The sequence below is a fragment of the Nocardioides mangrovicus genome, from assembly GCF_003674065.1.
GTDB classification, from domain to species: Bacteria; Actinomycetota; Actinomycetes; order Propionibacteriales; family Nocardioidaceae; genus Marmoricola; species Marmoricola mangrovicus.
In genome coordinates, this window is the sequence record NZ_RDBE01000001.1 from 318,727 (window position 1) to 334,926 (window position 16,200).

The 16,200-nt window shown below is 72.4% G+C and carries 17 protein-coding genes; 11 read left to right on the plus strand and 6 right to left on the minus strand.

What is annotated here, in order from left to right:
- Positions 1 to 121: 121 nt before the first annotated feature.
- Positions 122 to 1,690 (minus strand): HAD family acid phosphatase, encoded by a 1,569-nt coding sequence (locus D9V37_RS01620; protein ID WP_121804374.1) that lies wholly within the window; start codon positions 1,688 to 1,690, stop codon positions 122 to 124.
- 44 nt (positions 1,691 to 1,734) lie between these two features.
- Here D9V37_RS01620 and tsaD point away from each other — a divergent pair, with 44 nt between their 5' ends.
- Positions 1,735 to 2,787, plus strand: a complete 1,053-nt coding sequence (gene tsaD / locus D9V37_RS01625) for a tRNA (adenosine(37)-N6)-threonylcarbamoyltransferase complex transferase subunit TsaD (protein ID WP_121804906.1) — start codon at positions 1,735 to 1,737, stop codon at positions 2,785 to 2,787.
- 142 nt (positions 2,788 to 2,929) lie between these two features.
- Here tsaD and D9V37_RS01630 read toward each other — a convergent pair whose 3' ends face one another.
- Both D9V37_RS01630 and D9V37_RS01635 read right to left on the minus strand, forming a co-directional pair.
- Positions 2,930 to 4,060 carry a hypothetical protein gene (locus tag D9V37_RS01630; protein ID WP_121804375.1) on the minus strand — a complete coding sequence of 377 codons (1,131 nt, stop codon included), beginning with the start codon at positions 4,058 to 4,060 and terminating at the stop codon, positions 2,930 to 2,932.
- Positions 4,048 to 4,575, minus strand: a complete 528-nt coding sequence (locus D9V37_RS01635) for a SigE family RNA polymerase sigma factor (protein WP_232524677.1) — start codon at positions 4,573 to 4,575, stop codon at positions 4,048 to 4,050. Before D9V37_RS01635 ends, D9V37_RS01630 begins: the two co-directional genes overlap by 13 nt.
- A gap of 82 nt (positions 4,576 to 4,657) precedes the next feature.
- Between D9V37_RS01635 and D9V37_RS01640 the strand changes: the two genes are divergently transcribed.
- Genes D9V37_RS01640 through D9V37_RS01655 form a run of 4 tightly spaced genes read left to right on the plus strand, consistent with a single transcriptional unit; the run spans position 4,658 to position 7,335 of the window.
- Entirely contained in the window at positions 4,658 to 5,743 is a 1,086-nt protein-coding gene (locus D9V37_RS01640) for an S-(hydroxymethyl)mycothiol dehydrogenase (protein WP_121804377.1), read from the plus strand.
- Positions 5,743 to 6,348 (plus strand): MBL fold metallo-hydrolase, encoded by a 606-nt coding sequence (locus D9V37_RS01645; protein ID WP_121804378.1) that lies wholly within the window; start codon positions 5,743 to 5,745, stop codon positions 6,346 to 6,348. The genes D9V37_RS01640 and D9V37_RS01645 overlap by 1 nt, the downstream gene beginning before the upstream one ends.
- The gene (locus tag D9V37_RS01650) at positions 6,345 to 6,677 is read left to right on the plus strand and encodes a VanZ family protein (protein WP_121804379.1); all 333 of its coding nucleotides are present in this window, start codon (positions 6,345 to 6,347) and stop codon (positions 6,675 to 6,677) included. The genes D9V37_RS01645 and D9V37_RS01650 overlap by 4 nt, the downstream gene beginning before the upstream one ends.
- 4 nt (positions 6,678 to 6,681) lie before the next feature.
- Positions 6,682 to 7,335: a hypothetical protein gene (locus tag D9V37_RS01655; RefSeq protein ID WP_147455833.1), complete on the plus strand. Its 654-nt coding sequence runs from the start codon at positions 6,682 to 6,684 to the stop codon at positions 7,333 to 7,335.
- Here D9V37_RS01655 and D9V37_RS01660 read toward each other — a convergent pair.
- Positions 7,319 to 8,668 carry an MFS transporter gene (locus tag D9V37_RS01660; protein ID WP_121804381.1) on the minus strand — a complete coding sequence of 450 codons (1,350 nt, stop codon included), beginning with the start codon at positions 8,666 to 8,668 and terminating at the stop codon, positions 7,319 to 7,321. The two genes, D9V37_RS01655 and D9V37_RS01660, sit on opposite strands and share 17 nt — an antisense overlap.
- 50 nt (positions 8,669 to 8,718) lie before the next feature.
- Positions 8,719 to 9,885 (minus strand): class I SAM-dependent methyltransferase, encoded by a 1,167-nt coding sequence (locus tag D9V37_RS01665; RefSeq protein WP_121804382.1) that lies wholly within the window; start codon positions 9,883 to 9,885, stop codon positions 8,719 to 8,721.
- A 197-nt stretch (positions 9,886 to 10,082) separates the two neighbouring features.
- Here D9V37_RS01665 and groES point away from each other — a divergent pair, with 197 nt between their 5' ends.
- On the plus strand, positions 10,083 to 10,379 hold the full coding sequence (gene groES / locus D9V37_RS01670; protein ID WP_121804383.1) for a co-chaperone GroES: 297 nt from the start codon (positions 10,083 to 10,085) through the stop codon (positions 10,377 to 10,379).
- A gap of 81 nt (positions 10,380 to 10,460) precedes the next feature.
- On the plus strand, positions 10,461 to 12,080 hold the full coding sequence (gene groL, locus D9V37_RS01675; RefSeq protein WP_121804384.1) for a chaperonin GroEL: 1,620 nt from the start codon (positions 10,461 to 10,463) through the stop codon (positions 12,078 to 12,080).
- 288 nt (positions 12,081 to 12,368) lie between these two features.
- Here the strand turns inward: groL and D9V37_RS01680 are convergent, their stop codons facing one another.
- Complete coding sequence (locus D9V37_RS01680) at positions 12,369 to 12,659, minus strand: YciI family protein (protein WP_121804385.1); 291 nt, start codon at positions 12,657 to 12,659, stop codon at positions 12,369 to 12,371.
- 77 nt (positions 12,660 to 12,736) lie between these two features.
- Between D9V37_RS01680 and D9V37_RS01685 the strand changes: the two genes are divergently transcribed.
- The 4 genes from D9V37_RS01685 to D9V37_RS01700 are packed head-to-tail and all read left to right on the plus strand — an operon-like array spanning position 12,737 to position 16,187.
- Entirely contained in the window at positions 12,737 to 13,084 is a 348-nt protein-coding gene (locus tag D9V37_RS01685) for a GNAT family N-acetyltransferase (protein WP_121804386.1), read from the plus strand.
- Between the two features lie 9 nt (positions 13,085 to 13,093).
- Positions 13,094 to 14,602, plus strand: coding sequence for an IMP dehydrogenase (guaB, locus tag D9V37_RS01690; protein WP_121804387.1), 1,509 nt, complete (start codon positions 13,094 to 13,096; stop codon positions 14,600 to 14,602).
- Positions 14,599 to 15,084 carry a GNAT family N-acetyltransferase gene (locus D9V37_RS01695; protein ID WP_121804388.1) on the plus strand — a complete coding sequence of 162 codons (486 nt, stop codon included), beginning with the start codon at positions 14,599 to 14,601 and terminating at the stop codon, positions 15,082 to 15,084. Before guaB ends, D9V37_RS01695 begins: the two co-directional genes overlap by 4 nt.
- Complete coding sequence (locus D9V37_RS01700) at positions 15,081 to 16,187, plus strand: GuaB3 family IMP dehydrogenase-related protein (RefSeq protein WP_121804389.1); 1,107 nt, start codon at positions 15,081 to 15,083, stop codon at positions 16,185 to 16,187. Before D9V37_RS01695 ends, D9V37_RS01700 begins: the two co-directional genes overlap by 4 nt.
- The last annotated feature ends 13 nt before the right edge of the window (positions 16,188 to 16,200 follow it).

A 16,200-nucleotide genomic window follows, 5' to 3' on the forward strand; every position in this document is an offset into this window, starting at 1 on the left:
TGGTCTCGCCGAGACGTCGCATCCTGTCGGGGGAAGACGGCGCTTCGCGCGGCGCTCTCCGCCAGGATCCGACGTCTCGGCTCCTCTGCTCTTCGCTCGCTGGGCTCGCTTCAGAGCAGTGTCACGGCAGGTAGTACGTCGGGTTCGGCAGCTTGACGGTGCGCTTGCTGAACCCGCCCTTGAGGTCGCTGAACTGGTCGCCGATGTTGTCGACGATCGTGTAGCCCTGCCGCTGCACGTGGTGCCGGCGGCTGGACTTGTAGGCCACCGTGGAGCCCTTGAACCCGGCCGGCTTGGTGTAGTAGTTCGCGGCCGTGAAGCCCGTGTAGCCGACCTTGGCCAGGTTGGCCAGGCTGGCGGCCTTCTGCGAGGCGCTGCGACCGGTGATGCCGATGACGGTGCAACCGGCCTGCTGGGCGGCGTTGGCCAGCGAGACCATGCCCGGCACGGCGGCGAACTTCTGGCCCTGCACCCACTGGTCCTGCAGCGCGGGGTCGAAGACGAACTTCATCAGCCCGACCTCGAGGTCGTAGGTCCACAGCGTGGTGTCGTCGGTGTCGAGCACCAGGGCCGGCTTGGTGTGCCGGCGCACGCCCACGGCGCAGGCGCGCTGCAGGTAGGCGGTCTCGCGCTTCTCGATGCGCTGCAGCTGGGTCAGGTAGGGCGACGCGGAGGTGTTGGCGGTGCCGGTGCCGGTGTCGCCGTAGTAGGCCTTGACGGTGGCCTTCACCGAGTCGATGTTGGGGATGCCCTCGCCGTCGGGCTTCGCGCCGCTGGCGCCGCCGGGCTTCATCGTGAACCGGTTGCGCGGGGCCAGCTTCGGCTGCACCACGCCGGGCAGGTTGGTGCTCGGCAGGTAGTACGTCGGGTTCGGCAGCTTCACGTAGCGCCGGGCGTAGCCGCCCTGCAGGTCCGACCACTGGTCGCCGAAGTTGGCGACGACCGGGTAGCCCAGGTCGTTCTGGATGTGGCGCCGGGTGAGGGCCTTGAACTCCACGGTGGAGCACTTCGAGGTCGCGCACTGGATGTAGGACGGCTGCTGCGAGGAGCCGGTGCCGGTCCACTTGGTGAAGAACCGGTCGGCGGTGAAGCCGCGGTAGCCGACCTTGGCCAGGTTGGCCAGGGTGGCGGCCTTCTGGTCGTCGTTGCGGCCGGTGACGCCGAAGATCGTGTAGCCCCAGCGCTGGGCGTGGTTGACCAGTCGCACCATGCCGGGCGTGGCCGGGAAGCGCTGCTCCTGCACGTAGGTGTTCTGCAGCACGGTGTCGAAGTTGAAGTGCATGGCGTGCACTTCCATGTCGTAGGTCATCAGCGTGGTGTCGTCGGTGTCGAAGACCAGCGCCTTCTTCTGCCCGGCCTTCGGCTTGTGCGCCTTGAGCCAGGTCAGCCACTTCTTCTCGATGCGGCTCATCTGGGTGATGTAGGGGGAGTGCCGCTTGTTGGCGATGCCGTTGCCGCGGTCGCCGTAGTAGCGGGCGATGGTGGCCTTGACCGAGTCGACGTTGGGGATCCCCTCGCCGTCGGACCGGGCGCCGGACGAGCCGTCGGGCAGCATCCGGAAGTGCGTGCGTGGTGTCAGGCCGCCGCGGTGGGTGGCGTGGTCGCCGGCGGCGTGCGCCGCGGGGGCCGTGGTGAGAACGAGGGCCGTGAGAGTGGCGGCAACCGAGGCACGCCGTACCGAGATGGGCATCCGCGCAACATACTCGCGTGGTCGGACATGTCACCATCGTCGGCGTGTCAGACGTACCCCTGGTGCTCGGGATCGAGACCTCCTGCGACGAGACCGGTGTCGGGATCGTCCGCGGCCACGAGCTGCTCGCCGACGCTGTCGCCTCGTCCGTGGAGGAGCACGCCCGGTTCGGCGGCGTGGTGCCCGAGGTCGCCTCACGCGCCCACCTCGAGGCGATGGTGCCGACGCTGGAGCGGGCCTGCGAGACCGCGGGGGTGACGCTGGGCGACGTCGACGCGATCGCCGTGACCTCCGGCCCGGGGCTGGCCGGCGCGCTGCTGGTCGGCGTCGCCGCGGCCAAGGCGCTGGCGCTCTCGCTGGGCAAGCCGCTCTACGGCGTGAACCACCTCGCCTCCCACGTCGCCGTCGACCAGCTCGAGCACGGCGCGCTGCCCGAGCCCTGCCTGGCCATGCTGGTCTCGGGGGGACACTCCTCGCTGCTGCGCGTGTCCGACGTGACCGGCGACCACGACGGCATCGTGCCGCTGGGCGCCACGATCGACGACGCCGCCGGCGAGGCCTTCGACAAGGTGGCCCGGCTGCTCGGGCTGCCGTTCCCCGGCGGCCCGCACATCGACCGCGCCGCCCGCGAGGGCAGCGTCACCATCGACTTCCCGCGTGGCCTCACCTCGCGCCGCGACCTCGAGCGGCACCGCTTCGACTTCTCCTTCTCGGGCCTGAAGACCGCCGTCGCCCGGTGGGTCGAGGCGCGCGAGCGCGCCGGCGAGCCGGTGCCGGTGGCCGACGTCGCCGCGTCGTTCCAGGAGGCGGTCTGCGACGTGCTGGTGCGCAAGGCGGTCGACGCCGCGGTCACCGAGGGCGTCGAGGACATCCTGGTCGGCGGCGGCGTGGCCGCGAACTCGCGGCTGCGCGTGCTCACCGAGGAGCGGGCCGCGCAGCACGGCATCCGGGTCCGGGTCCCTCGGCCGGGACTGTGCACCGACAACGGCGCGATGGTGGCCGCGCTCGGGGTCGAGATGGTCGCTCGCGGCCGGACGCCCTCGGCGTTGAATCTGCCGGCCGACTCCTCCCAGCCGGTCACCGAGGTGCTCGTCTGAGGGGCGCCGTGGGTGGTGGGGTGGTCTCGACGCGCCCGCTCGCCGGGGCTCGCGGAGCTGCTCGACTACCGGTGGTCGAGGAGGTCGCCCGCGACCGTCTCGAAACCCCGTGACGTCCGCGCCGACGGTGACGACCCGCGGGCTACGGCGTCTTCTGGAGGATGTAGACGTGCTCCTCGGAGCTCGTCACCGCCGTTGCGCGGGCCAGGCTGCCGTCGACGCCGAACCGGACCAGGGCCTGGCGCTGGCCGCGTGAGTCGACGACGATCGCCAGCACGTGTGCTGCGTCCTCCCACCGCGGGGCGTAGATGCGGGTGTGGCGGGGCAGCTGCAGCGTCCGGACGACGCCGCCGGTGCGGGCGTCGAGCAGGGCAAGCGTGCGCGGCGCGCTGCCGTCGGCGAGGCCCAGGGCATAGCGGCCGTCGCTGCTGAAGCCGGTGACCAGCAACCGCGACCGCCAGAGCACGCGGTCGGTCGCACTGCTCACCACGGCGTAGTCGCCGCGAGCGGTCTGCCCGGCCACCAGAGCGCCGGCCTCGGACGTGGCGTTGGGTGAGACCAGGGCCGGCAGCCTGCGGACACGGTCGCCCCCGTCGACCACGCGGCCGCGGCCACGACCGGCGACGGCCACGCCGCCGTCGGGCAGGAACCCGACGACGCCCGTGACGTCGGGCACCGCCCGCCGGGTGACCTGCATGCCGCCGTCGGCGAAGCCGCGTGCGATGTCCACGTGCCCGCCGTCGTCGACCCAGGCGGCCCGGCGGCCGTCGGTCGAGACCGCGGGGGGCGCACCGGGGGTGTAGCGAGCTTCGGGCGTGCCGTCGCCGGCGTAGCGGGTGAGAGCGCTCAGGTCACTGCTCGCCACCAGGAACCCGCCCGCGAACGTCGTCCAGCTCTCGTAGGCCTTCTTGCCCGGCACCGGGCGCGTGGTGCCGTCGGCCAGGTGCAGCCGCAGCCCGTAGCCGTAGCCGATCGCGGGGCGATCGCCCTGGGCCAGGTCGGTCAGCGAGCCGAGCTCGACGACCCGGGGCGCCTGGGTGGGCGTGGGGGCCGCCGGTTGGGGAGCGTGGTGCCCGCGGCCCAGCTCGCTGCCCACCCCGACCGTGGCCGCCACGGCGACCACCACGGCCACGCCCGCGATGAGGCTGGTGGCCGCGGCGCGACGCCGCCCGCGCACCTGCGCCGCGCGCCTCTGGACCGTGGCCGGCGACGCCTCGTGCAGCGGCGCGACGTCGGCGCGGTGCTGCAGGGTGCGCTCGATCAGCGTGTCCATGACTCCTCCTGGGTCCAGGTGCCGGCGGTGGCGAGCTCGCCGCGCAGCGTCGCCAGCGCTCGGCTGCACTGCGACTTCACGGTGCCCTCGGAGACACCGAGCACCCGGGCCACCTCGGCCACCGAGAGCTGCTCGTAGAACCGCAGCACCACCACGGCCCGCTGCTTGCGGCCCAGGACCGACAGCCGCTCCCACAGCGCCTCCTCGGCGCCGTCGTAGTGCCGGTCCTCCCCGGCCTGCTCGGGCGGGCTGTCGGTGACCACCTCCCGGTGCCGCCGGGCGCGTCGCCACAGCGAGACGTGCTCGTTGACCAGCACGCGCCGGGCGTAGCCGCCCAGGTCGTCGCGGTCGTGCAGGCGGTGCCAGGCCAGGTAGATCTTGGCCAGCGCGGTCTGGGTGAGGTCCTCGGCGGTGTGGGGGTCGCCGCACAGCAGGTACGCGGTGCGCAGCAGCCGTGGCTGGGCCCCCTGCATCCAGGCGGCGAACGCCGTCTCGCGCGCCGTGTCCCGATCCACGTCCATACCCTCACCCACGCGAGGGGCGGCCGCCTGGTTGCATCCCCTAGGTTCAAGGTGAGACGTCGACGAAGGAGATGGGATGCAGCAGGTCCGCGCAGTGGTGGCCAAGGCCAAGGGCGAGCCGGTCACGATCGAGACCATCAACATCCCCGACCCGGGGCCGGGCGAGGCGGTGGTGCAGGTGCAGGCCTGCGGCGTCTGCCACACCGACCTGCACTATCGCGAGGGCGGCATCAACGACGAGTTCCCGTTCCTGCTCGGTCACGAGGCGGCCGGGGTCGTGGAGTCGGTGGGGGAGGGCGTCACCGAGGTCGCGCCCGGCGACTTCGTGATCCTCAACTGGCGCGCCGTGTGCGGTGACTGCCGGGCCTGCGACCGCGGCGAGCCCTGGTACTGCTTCGCCACCCACAACGCCACGCAGAAGATGACGCTCGAGGACGGCACCGAGCTCTCCCCGGCGCTGGGCATCGGCGCGTTCGCGGAGAAGACGCTGGTGGCGGCCGGGCAGTGCACCAAGGTCGACCCCTCGGCCCGCCCCGCCGCCGTGGGCCTGCTCGGCTGCGGTGTGATGGCCGGGCTGGGCGCGGCCATCAACACCGGCAACGTCGGCCGTGGCAAGAGCGTCGCGGTCATCGGCTGCGGTGGCGTGGGCGCCGCCGCCATCGCGGGCTCCGCTCTCGCCGGGGCGTCGAAGGTGATCGCCGTCGACGTCGACGACCGCAAGCTCGAGGGCGCCACCAAGCTCGGCGCCACCCACACGGTCAACAGCAAGGAGAAGGACGCCGTCGAGGCCATCCAGGCGCTCACCGACGGCAACGGCGCCGACGTCGTCATCGACGCCGTCGGGCGCCCGGAGACCTGGAAGCAGGCCTTCTACGCCCGCGACCTGGCCGGCACCGTCGTCCTGGTCGGCGTGCCCACCCCCGACATGAAGATCCCCGAGATCCCGCTCATCGACGTCTTCGGCCGCGGCGGCGCGCTGAAGTCCAGCTGGTACGGCGACTGCCTGCCCAGCCGGGACTTCCCGATGCTGGTCGACCTCTACACCCAGGGCCGGCTCGACCTCGACGCGTTCGTCACCGAGGAGATCGGTCTCGACGACGTGGAGGCCGCCTTCGACAAGATGCACTCGGGCGACGTCCTGCGGAGCGTGGTCCTGTTCTGATGGCCGGCATCGACCACGGCACCTCGTCGGGCACGTTCTCCCTCGACGGGCAGACCTTCGAGGTCGAGAACAACATCTGGGTGGTCGGCGACGACACCTCCTGCGTGGTGATCGACGCCCCGCACAGCGTCGACGACGTGCTGGCCGTCGTCGGTGACCGCACGGTGAGCGCCATCGTGTGCACCCACGCCCATGACGACCACGTGCGGATCGCGCCCGACCTGCGCGAGGCCACCGGCGCACCGATCCTGCTGCACCCCGACGACCGCCCGGTCTGGGAGCTCACCCACCCCGGCCTGACCTGGGACGACGACCTCGCCGACGGCCAGGAGATCGCGGCCGGCGACACGGTGCTGCGGGTGATCCACACGCCGGGCCACGCCCCCGGCGCGGTCTGCCTGTACGCCGCCGAGCTGGGCTGCGTCTTCTCCGGCGACACCCTCTTCCAGGGCGGACCCGGTGCGACGGGCCGCTCCTTCAGCGACGAGGAGCTGATCAAGGCCTCGATCCGCTCGCGCCTGTTCGAGCTGCCCGACGAGACCGTCGTCCACACCGGCCACGGCGACGACACCACGATCGGAGCCGAGCGGGCGAACCTCGGGTGATCGCCCGGCCCGTGTTCGTGGCCGTGTGCGGGGCGAGCCTGTTCGTGCTGTTCCTGCCCGGCTCCGACGTGCCCACGAACGTGCCGGTGAGCGACAAGGTCGTCCACGCCGGGCTGTTCTTCCTGCTCGCGCTCACCGGTCGCTGGGCCGGGCTGAGCACGGCGACGCTGGCCGTGGAGCTGGTCCTCTACGCCGCCGCCTCGGAGGTGCTGCAGAGCGTGCTGCCGATCCACCGCGACGGCGACGTCCGCGACGCGCTGGCCGACGTCGCGGGCCTCGCGATGGGCCTGGTCGTGGCCCGTCTGGTCCGGCGGCGCGCCCTAGGCTGAGCGCATGCGTGTCTTGCTCGGGACAGGTGTGCTGCTGGGGGCCGTGCTGACGGCGGGGTGCAGTGCGCACGCCGCCACGTCGGGGAGCCACAGCTCGGCGTCGACCCCCTCGTCGTCCACGTCCACGTCGTCATCCGCCTCGCCCACCACGGCCGCCACGGGCGTGGCCGCGGGGTCGGTGCGGCGCGACGACGCCCAGCAGGGCGCCGCCTTCACCACGCCGTCGGGCAACATCACCTGCTGGCTGGAGCGCGCGAAGACCGACGACGGCGACCCGGAGGCCGGCTGCTCGATCGACGCCCGGTCCTGGTCGGCGCCGCCGTCGGACTGCCAGCTCGCCTACGGCGGCCTCATCGCCGTCACGGGCGACGAGGCGGCGCGCTTCCTCTGCATCGGCGACATCCCGTCGTGCTTCGTGCCCACCCTGGACCAGCCCAACGCCTGCCACGGACCCAGCGGGCTGTGGTGGCACCGCACCGGCGACCCCACCCGGGGCACGGGCCAGTCGGCCGTGGCCGTGCTGTCCTACGGCACCTCCGTGCGCATCGGCCCGGTGGAGTGCACCAGCGCGTCGTCCGGGGTGAGCTGCGAGAACCACGACACCGGCCGGGGGTTTACGCTGAGCCGGGAGCGCTACACGCTCACGCCGGCGACCTGACCCGCTGTCGGCGCAGGTCGACCACCCCGACCGCGATCGTGGCCGCGACGAAGAGCAGCGCGGCCACGACGGCGGCGCCGAGGGCGCCGGCGTACGCGTCCGGGCCGCTGCCGTGCAGGTAGCCGAAGAAGGTGGCGCCGATGACGGCCTGGCCCACTGCGAGGCCGATGCGCTGCGCCGTCTGCAGCACCCCGCCGGCGGTGCTGCCCACGACCGGGTCGACCTCCATGAGCGTGAGCGCCTGGTTCGGGGTGATGATGCCGCCGTTGCCGATGCCCATCACGAACAGCGGACCGGCCAGCAGCAGCGTCGCGTGCGAGGTCGGCGCGGTGTGGGCCACCAGGGCCAGCGCGATCGCCCCCACGGCGAAGGTGACGGCGGCGGCCACGATGAGCGGCCGGCCGATCCGGGTGATGAAGCGACCTGCCGTCGGCGCGGCCACCGCGCTGCCGATCGCGAACGCGGTCACCCCCAGGGCCGACTGCAGCGCCGAGTAGCCCAGCCCCCGCTGGAAGTAGAGCGCCATCACCAGCGGCAGCCCCGACTGGGCCGGGAAGTACAGCAGCGCCACCACGACCCCGGCCGTGTAGGAGGGCTGGCGGAACAGGCGCAGGTCGACCAGCGGGTCCTTCCGCTCGCGCGTGAGCCGCCGCTCGCGTCGCAGGAAGGTCAGCAGCAGCACCACGGCCGGCACCAGCAGCACCAGGGTCACCGGACCGAGGGCGTCGAGCTCGACGGCACCGAAGAGCACGCAGAACGTGGCCGCGCCGAGCGTGAGCGCGCCGATGACGTCGAGCCGGTGCCTCATCGCGGTGTCGGTGCGCGGCAGCAGCCGGTGGGCCATGGCCATCACCAGCAGGCCCACCGGCACGTTGACGAAGAACACCAGCCGCCAGCCCAGCTCCGGGCCGCCCAGCGCGATGAGGGCGCCGCCGACGAGCGGCCCGAGCGCGGTGGCGACGCCGACGTTGGTGCCCAGCACGCCGAAGGCCCGGCCCCGCTCGGGCCCGGCGAACATCTGCTGCACCAGGCCGGAGACCTGCGGGTTGATCAGCCCCCCGGCGATGCCCTGCAGCACGCGGGCCGTGATGAGGATGCGGGCGTCGGGAGCCAGCCCCGACAGGGCGCTGGTGACCACGAAGCTGCCGATGCCCACCTGGAACATCAGCCGTCGGCCGTGGTCGTCGCCCAGCCGGCCGGCCAGCACCGGCACCAGCCCGAAGGCCAGCGTGTAGCCGCTGACCACCCACTGCAGCTCCGAGGGGCCGGCGCCGGTGGCGTCGGCGATCGAGGGCAGCGCGACGTTGGTGACGCTGACGTCGAGCAGGGTCATGAACAGGGCGCCGCAGCACACCACGAGGGCGAGCCAGCGCTCCCGCGCGCTCAGAGCGGTTCCACGAGCAGGGCCGTCCCCTTCCCGGCGATGCGGGTGAGCACCACCGTCGCGGGCACGTCGCCGGTCAGCGCCAGCCGCCGGCGCAGCTCCTCCGGCACCACCGACACGCCGCGCTTCTTGATCGTCAGCGGTCCGACGCCGCGCCCGGCCAGCGCCGCGCGCAGCTGCTTCTCGCGGTAGGGCAGCGTCTCGAGCACCCGGTAGCCGCGGGCGAAGGGCGTGCGGAAGGCGCCGTCGGCGGTGACGTAGGCGATGTGCTCGTCGACCAGGCCGCCCTCGACGCCGGCGGCCACGGCGGTGACCAGCCCCGCGCGGATCACGGCGCCGTCGGGCTCGTAGAGGAAGGTGCCGAGGTCGCGCACCTGCGCGCCGGGGTCGTCCTCCTCGGTGAGGGTGGCCAGGCCGCCGTCACCGAGCACGGTCGCGCGGCGACGGCAGGTGGCCAGCGGGCCGGCCCACAGCGCGGCCTCCTTCACCTCGCCGTGGTCGCTGACCCACTCCGCCTCGACGTCCTCGGGCACGAGGTCGTGCGGGATGCCCGGGGCGGTCTTCACGCACGCTGCGCGCGCCAGCAGCCCGGTGACGAAGGACCACGGCGGGGTCCACACGTCGGGGTCGAAGCTGCGGCCGCTGGTCGTGCGGCGCGCCGGGTCGGCGAACACCACGGCGAAGGGGGCCAGGTCCAGGGCTGTGGCGTCGGCCTGCTGCACGGCCCCGGGCAGGCCGAGCGCGTCGAGGTTGGCGCGGGCGACCGCGACGCGCAGCGGGTCGAGGTCCACTCCGGCGGCCGTGAGGCCGGCGCGGGCGAAGGCCAGCAGGTCGCCGCCGATCCCGCAGCCGAGGTCGGCGACCGACGTCGGGTCCGCCGCGGCCATCCGCCCAGCCCGGTGCGCGGCCACGGGAGCGCGCGTGGCCTGCTCCAGGCCGTCGGGGGTGAAGTACATGCGGGCCGCGTCCTTACCGAACTTGGCCACCGCCCGCTCTCGCAGGTCGACCTGGCCCAGCGCCGCCGCCACCTCGGCCGGACCGGCCTCGCGCCGCAGTCGCTCCCCGACCCGCAGCGGCGGGTCGCCGTCGGCGACCATCGCGGCCGCCCGCTCGAGCAGCCGACCGCCCTCGGCGCTCAGCAGCCAGGCGAAGGCGTCGAGGTCCACAGGGTCAGTCTGGTCGCCGACCCGTCTGGCACTCGGTTGGGGCGAGTGCTAGTTTCGGTGTTGGCACTCTCTCGGTGAGGGTGCCAGCCGCCCGGCCGGCGGCGTGCGACCCCCGCGACGGCGCACGGCGTGCCGGCCCCGGCGGCTCGCACCATCCCACAGGTCCACACTCGCTGAAGAAGAAAGAGGTCGACATCGTGTCGGTCAACATCAAGCCGCTCGAGGACCGGATCGTCGTGAAGACCCTCGACGCCGAGCAGACCACCGCCTCCGGGCTGGTCATCCCCGACACCGCCAAGGAGAAGCCCCAGGAGGGCGAGGTCCTGGCCATCGGTCCGGGTCGCATCGACGACAACGGCAACCGCGTGCCGCTCGACGTCAACGTCGGCGACAAGGTCATCTACTCCAAGTACGGCGGCACCGAGGTCAAGTTCTCCGGCGAGGAGTACCTGATCCTCTCGGCCCGCGACGTCCTCGCGGTCGTCAATTCCTGATCCCCGGAGGTCGTGTGCTCACGTGGTCGCTCTGACGACCACCTGAGCACACGACCTCGTTTCGTTCGTTAAGGAGAAGCAATGCCGAAGATCCTGGAGTTCGACGAGCACGCCCGCCGCGCGCTCGAGCGCGGTGTCGACGCGCTGGCGAACACCGTCAAGGTGACGCTGGGCCCCAAGGGCCGCTACGTCGTCCTGGACAAGAAGTGGGGCGCGCCCACCATCACCAACGACGGCGTGACCGTCGCGCGCGAGGTCGAGCTGGACGACCCCTTCGAGAACCTCGGGGCCCAGCTGACCAAGGAGGTCGCCACCAAGACCAACGACGTCGCCGGTGACGGCACCACCACCGCCACCGTGCTGGCCCAGGCGATGGTCCACGAGGGCCTGCGCGCCGTGGCCGCCGGGGCGAACCCGATGGGCCTCAAGCGGGGCATGGACCTGGCCACCGACGCCGTCAACGACGCGCTGTCGAAGGCCGCCCGCGAGGTCGACTCCAAGGAGGACATGGCCGCCGTCGCGACCGTGTCGAGCCGCGACGAGACCATCGGCGCGCTGCTGGCCGACGCCTTCGACAAGGTCGGCAAGGACGGCGTGATCACCGTCGAGGAGTCCAACACCATGGGCACCGAGCTGGAGTTCACCGAGGGCATGCAGTTCGACAAGGGCTACCTCTCGCCGTACTTCGTCACCGACCAGGAGTCGATGGAGGCCGTCCTGGACGACCCCTACATCCTGCTGCACCAGGGGAAGATCTCCTCGGTGGCCGAGCTGCTGCCGCTGCTGGAGAAGGTCATCGCGGCCGGCAAGGCGCTGTTCATCTTGGCCGAGGACGTCGAGGGCGAGGCGCTCTCGACCCTGGTCGTGAACAAGATCCGCGGCACGTTCAACGCCGTCGCGGTCAAGAGCCCGGCCTTCGGCGACCGCCGCAAGGCGATGATGCAGGACATCGCGGTGCTCACCGGTGCGCAGGTCGTCGCCCCCGAGATCGGGCTCAAGCTCGACCAGGTCGGCCTCGACGTGCTCGGCACCGCCCGGCGGGTCACGGTGTCCAAGGACGCCACGACCATCGTCGAGGGCGGCGGCGACAAGGCCGAGGTCGACGGGCGCGTCTCGCAGATCAAGGCCGAGATCGAGAGCACCGACTCCGACTGGGACCGCGAGAAGCTGCAGGAGCGGCTGGCCAAGCTGGCCGGCGGCGTCTGCGTCGTCAAGGTCGGCGCCGCCACCGAGGTGGAGCTGAAGGAGAAGAAGCACCGCATCGAGGACGCCGTCTCGGCCACCCGCGCGGCCATCGAGGAGGGCATCGTCGCCGGCGGCGGCTCGGCCCTCGTCCACGCCGTGTCCGTGCTCGACGGCGACCTCGGCCTCTCCGGCGACGAGGCCACCGGCGCGCGCATCGTGCGCAAGGCCGCCGACGAGCCGCTGCGCTGGATCGCCGAGAACGGCGGCCAGCCGGGCTACGTCGTGGTCAGCAAGGTCCGCGACCTCGGCGTCGGCGGTGGCTACAACGCCGCCACCGAGGAGTACGGCGACCTCGTCCCGCAGGGCGTGCTGGACCCGGTCAAGGTCACCAAGTCGGCGCTGACCAACGCCACCTCGATCGCGGGCATGCTGCTCACGACCGAGACGCTGGTCGTCGACAAGCCCGAGGAGGAAGAGGCTCCCGCGGCCGGCCACGGCCACGGCCACGGTCACTGAGGACTGAGCTCACCAACGGCCCCTCCGCCCTCGGGCAGAGGGGCCGTTGTCGTTCCCGGAGGTGTGAAGACCAGCAGGCAGTCGCTGAGCGAGCCCCGCGAGCGAAGCGACAGGAGCCGAGGCGTCGGGTCTCGATGTCTCTGCTCTCCGCGCGAAGCGCGCGTGCCATAGATGTCGAGATGCGACGCCTCGGCGAGACAACAGCGGCCGGCGAGAACGGCACCGCGGCGCGGTAGGAGCGGGTTGGTCTGAAACGCCGGGCACGACCTTCCGTCTCCGGAGTTCGTCCTACCGGCCCCTCAAGACCCCCATGAGCCTCAGATCCCCCCGCATGACCCCCGAGCTCACCGCCGGGTCCGCCTCCATCACCGCGCGGGCGGCGGCCTCGTCGTCGGCGGTGAACACGCAGATGCCGGTGTTCTCCGGGCCGAAGGTCGGGCCCGAGAGCAGCAGCGTGCCCGCCTCGAGCAGCTCGGCCTGGTACTGGGCGTGCCGACCGAACACCTCGCGCTCGGACTCGCTCAAGGTGGCGATGAAGTTCTCGCGGGGCGGATGCAGGAGGTAGACCCACTCGGCCATGCCCGGAACCCTATGTGTTCTCCGGGTCGCAACGCAGGCGACGCGGCCGTGCAACACATCACCGGCAGTGTGGCCGCATGGTGACCTACGACCTCTCCCGGGACGTCGTCACCGCCCGCGAGGGCGAGGACGTCGTCGGCTCCGCCACCCTCGACCCCGACGGCACGGTCACGGTGGTCGTCTCGGCAGACCATCGCGGCCGGGGCGTCGGCAGCGAGCTCTTCCTCGCCACCGCGCGGCTGGCGCGGTCGCTGGGGCGCCAGGACGTCGTCCTGGCCGCCCCGGCCGAGGACCGCGGCACGATGGCGATGCTGGCCTCGCTCGGGCTGCGCGGCCTGGCCCGGCTCGACGGCGACGTGCTGCGTGTGCGCGTCTCGGTCAGCGGGGTCCGACCGGTGGACCCGGGGACCCAATTGCCCGCCTAGACTCACCTCATGGTGGCCGAGGTTCCTGACGTCTTCGCTCCGCTGGGTCTGACCTACGACGACGTGCTGCTGCTGCCGGGGGAGTCGAACCTCTCGCCCAGCGAGATCGACACCAGCTCCCGGCTGACGCGCGAGATCACGCTCAAGGTGCCGCTGGTCAGCGCGGCGATGGACACCGTCACCGAGTCGCGCATGGCCATCGCGATGGCCCGGCAGGGCGGCATCGGCGTGCTGCACCGCAACCTGTCCACCGAGGACCAGGCCTACCAGGTGGACCTGGTCAAGCGGACCCAGACCGGCATGATCTCCAACCCGGTCACCATCGGTCCCGACGCGACGCTGGAGGAGCTCGACACCATCTGCGGGGAGTACCGGGTCTCCGGGCTCCCGGTGGTCGGCGTCGACCAGCAGCTGCTGGGCATCATCACCAACCGCGACCTGCGCTTCACCCCGGTCGCGGAGTGGGCCAGCACCAAGGTCGACGAGGTGATGACGCCGATGCCGCTGGTCACCGCCCCGGTCGGCATCTCCCGCGAAGACGCCACCACCCTGCTGCGCCGTCACAAGCGCGAGCGGCTGCCCATCGTCGACGAGCAGGGCCGGCTGGCCGGGCTCATCACGGTGAAGGACTTCGTGAAGTCCGAGCAGTTCCCCAAGGCCTCCAACGACCCCCACGGCCGGCTGCTGGTGGGCGCGGCCATCGGCTACTTCGGCGACGCCTGGGAGCGTGCGGCCACCCTGGTCGAGGCCGGGGCCGACGTGCTCGTGGCCGACACCGCGCACGGCCACGTGCGGATGCTGCTCGACATGGTGCAGCGCCTCAAGTCCGACCCGGCCACCCGCCACGTGCAGGTCATCGGCGGCAACGTCGCCACCCGTGCCGGCGCCCAGGCCTTCGTCGACGCGGGTGCCGACGCCGTCAAGGTCGGTGTAGGTCCCGGCGCCATCTGCACCACGCGCGTGGTCACCGGCGTCGGCGTCCCGCAGATCACCGCCGTCCACGAGGCGGCGCAGGCCTGCCGCCCGGCCGGGGTGCCCGTGATCGCCGACGGCGGGCTGAAGTACTCCGGCGACATCGCCAAGGCGCTGGTGGCCGGCGCCGACACGGTCATGCTCGGCTCGCTGCTGGCCGGTTGCGAGGAGAGCCCCGGCGACCTGATCTTCGTCAACGGCAAGCAGTACAAGTCCTACCGCGGCATGGGATCGCTCGGCGCTCTGTCGAGCCGGGGCAAGAAGTCCTACTCCAAGGACCGCTACTTCCAGGCCGAGGTCACCAGCGACGACCAGCTCGTGCCGGAGGGCATCGAGGGCCAGGTGGCCTACCGCGGCCCGCTCTCGGCCGTCGCCCACCAGCTGGTGGGCGGGCTGAACCAGTCGATGTTCTACGTCGGCGCCCGCACGGTGCCCGAGCTGCAGGAGCGGGGCCGCTTCGTGCGGATCACCTCGGCCAGCCTGCAGGAGTCGCACCCCCACGACGTGCAGATGACCGTCGAGGCGCCGAACTACACCGGCCGGTGAGGATCCGGCCCTTCGCGGAGTCCGACTGGCCGGCCTTCGAGCCGGTCTTCGCCGAGGTCGTCGCGGCGGGGGAGACCTACGCGATTCCCGAGGGCGAGGACCCGCGAGGGTTCTGGACCGGTGAGCACGTGGTCGTGGCGGAGTCCGACGATGGCACGCTGCTGGGCAGCGCGAAGACGGGCCCGAACCGGCCGGCGCAGGGATCGCACGTGGGCACGGCGTCGTTCATGGTGGGCTCGCACGCCCGCGGCAGCGGCGTGGGCCGCGCGCTGGCGGTCTACGTCGTCGACTGGCACCGCCGCGCGGGCTACCGCGGCATCCAGTTCAACGCCGTCGTGGAGACCAACACCGCGGCCGTTCACCTGTGGCGGACGGTGGGGTTCGAGATCATCGGTACGGTGCCCGGCGCCTTCCAGCGGCCGAGCGGTGAGTACGTCGGGCTGCACGTGATGTACCTCGACCTGACAGACTCCTCGGCGTGAACGACCTGGAGATCGGCGCCGCCAAGCGGGGCCGTCGTGCCTACGCCTTCGACGACATCGCCATCGTGCCGAGCCGCCGCACGCGCGACCCCGAGGAGGTCTCGATCGCCTGGCAGATCGACGCCTACCGGTTCGAGCTGCCGATCGTGGCCGCGCCGATGGACTCGGTGATGTCGCCAGCCACCGCCATCGCCCTGGGGCGTCACGGCGGGCTGGGCGTGCTCGACCTCGAGGGGCTGTGGACCCGCTACGACGACCCGACCGACCTGCTGGCCGAGGTGGCCTCGCTGGGCGGCGACGCCGCGGTGCGCCGGATGCAGGAGATCTACGCCGAGCCGGTCAAGCCCGATCTGATCACCGAGCGGGTGCGCCAGGTGCGCGACGCCGGGGTCACCGTGGCCGGCTCGCTCTCCCCCCAGCGGACCAAGGAGTTCGCCAAGACGGTGGTGGACGCCGGCGTCGACATGTTCGTCATCCGCGGGACGACCGTCTCGGCCGAGCACGTCTCCAGCCAGGCCGAGCCGCTCAACCTCAAGGAGTTCATCTACGAGCTCGACGTACCGGTGATCGTCGGCGGCTGCGCCACCCACCAGGCGGCGCTGCACCTGATGCGCACCGGCGCGGCCGGCGTTCTGGTCGGCTTCGGCGGCGGTGCGGCGCACACCACCCGCACGGTGCTCGGCATCGCGGTGCCGATGGCCAGCGCCGTGGCCGACGTCGCCGCGGCTCGCCGCGACTACCTCGACGAGTCCGGTGGCCGCTACGTCCACGTCATCGCCGACGGCTCGATCGGCCGCAGCGGCGACCTCGCCAAGGCGATCGCCTGCGGCGCCGACGCGGTGATGGTGGGCTCGCCGTTCGCGCGCGCCGTCGACGCCCCGGGGCAGGGGTTCCACTGGGGCAGCGAGGCGGTGCACGGCGAGCTGCCGCGCGGCGAGCGGGTCGCGATGGAGCAGGTGGGCACGCTGGAGGAGATCCTCTTCGGCCCTTCCCGCGTGGCCGACGGCACCATGAACCTGGTGGGCGCGCTGCGCCGTTCGATGGCCACCACGGGCTACACCGAGCTCAAGGAGTTCCAGCGAGTCGAGGTCGTCGTCCAGTAGGCCCGGTAGGCTT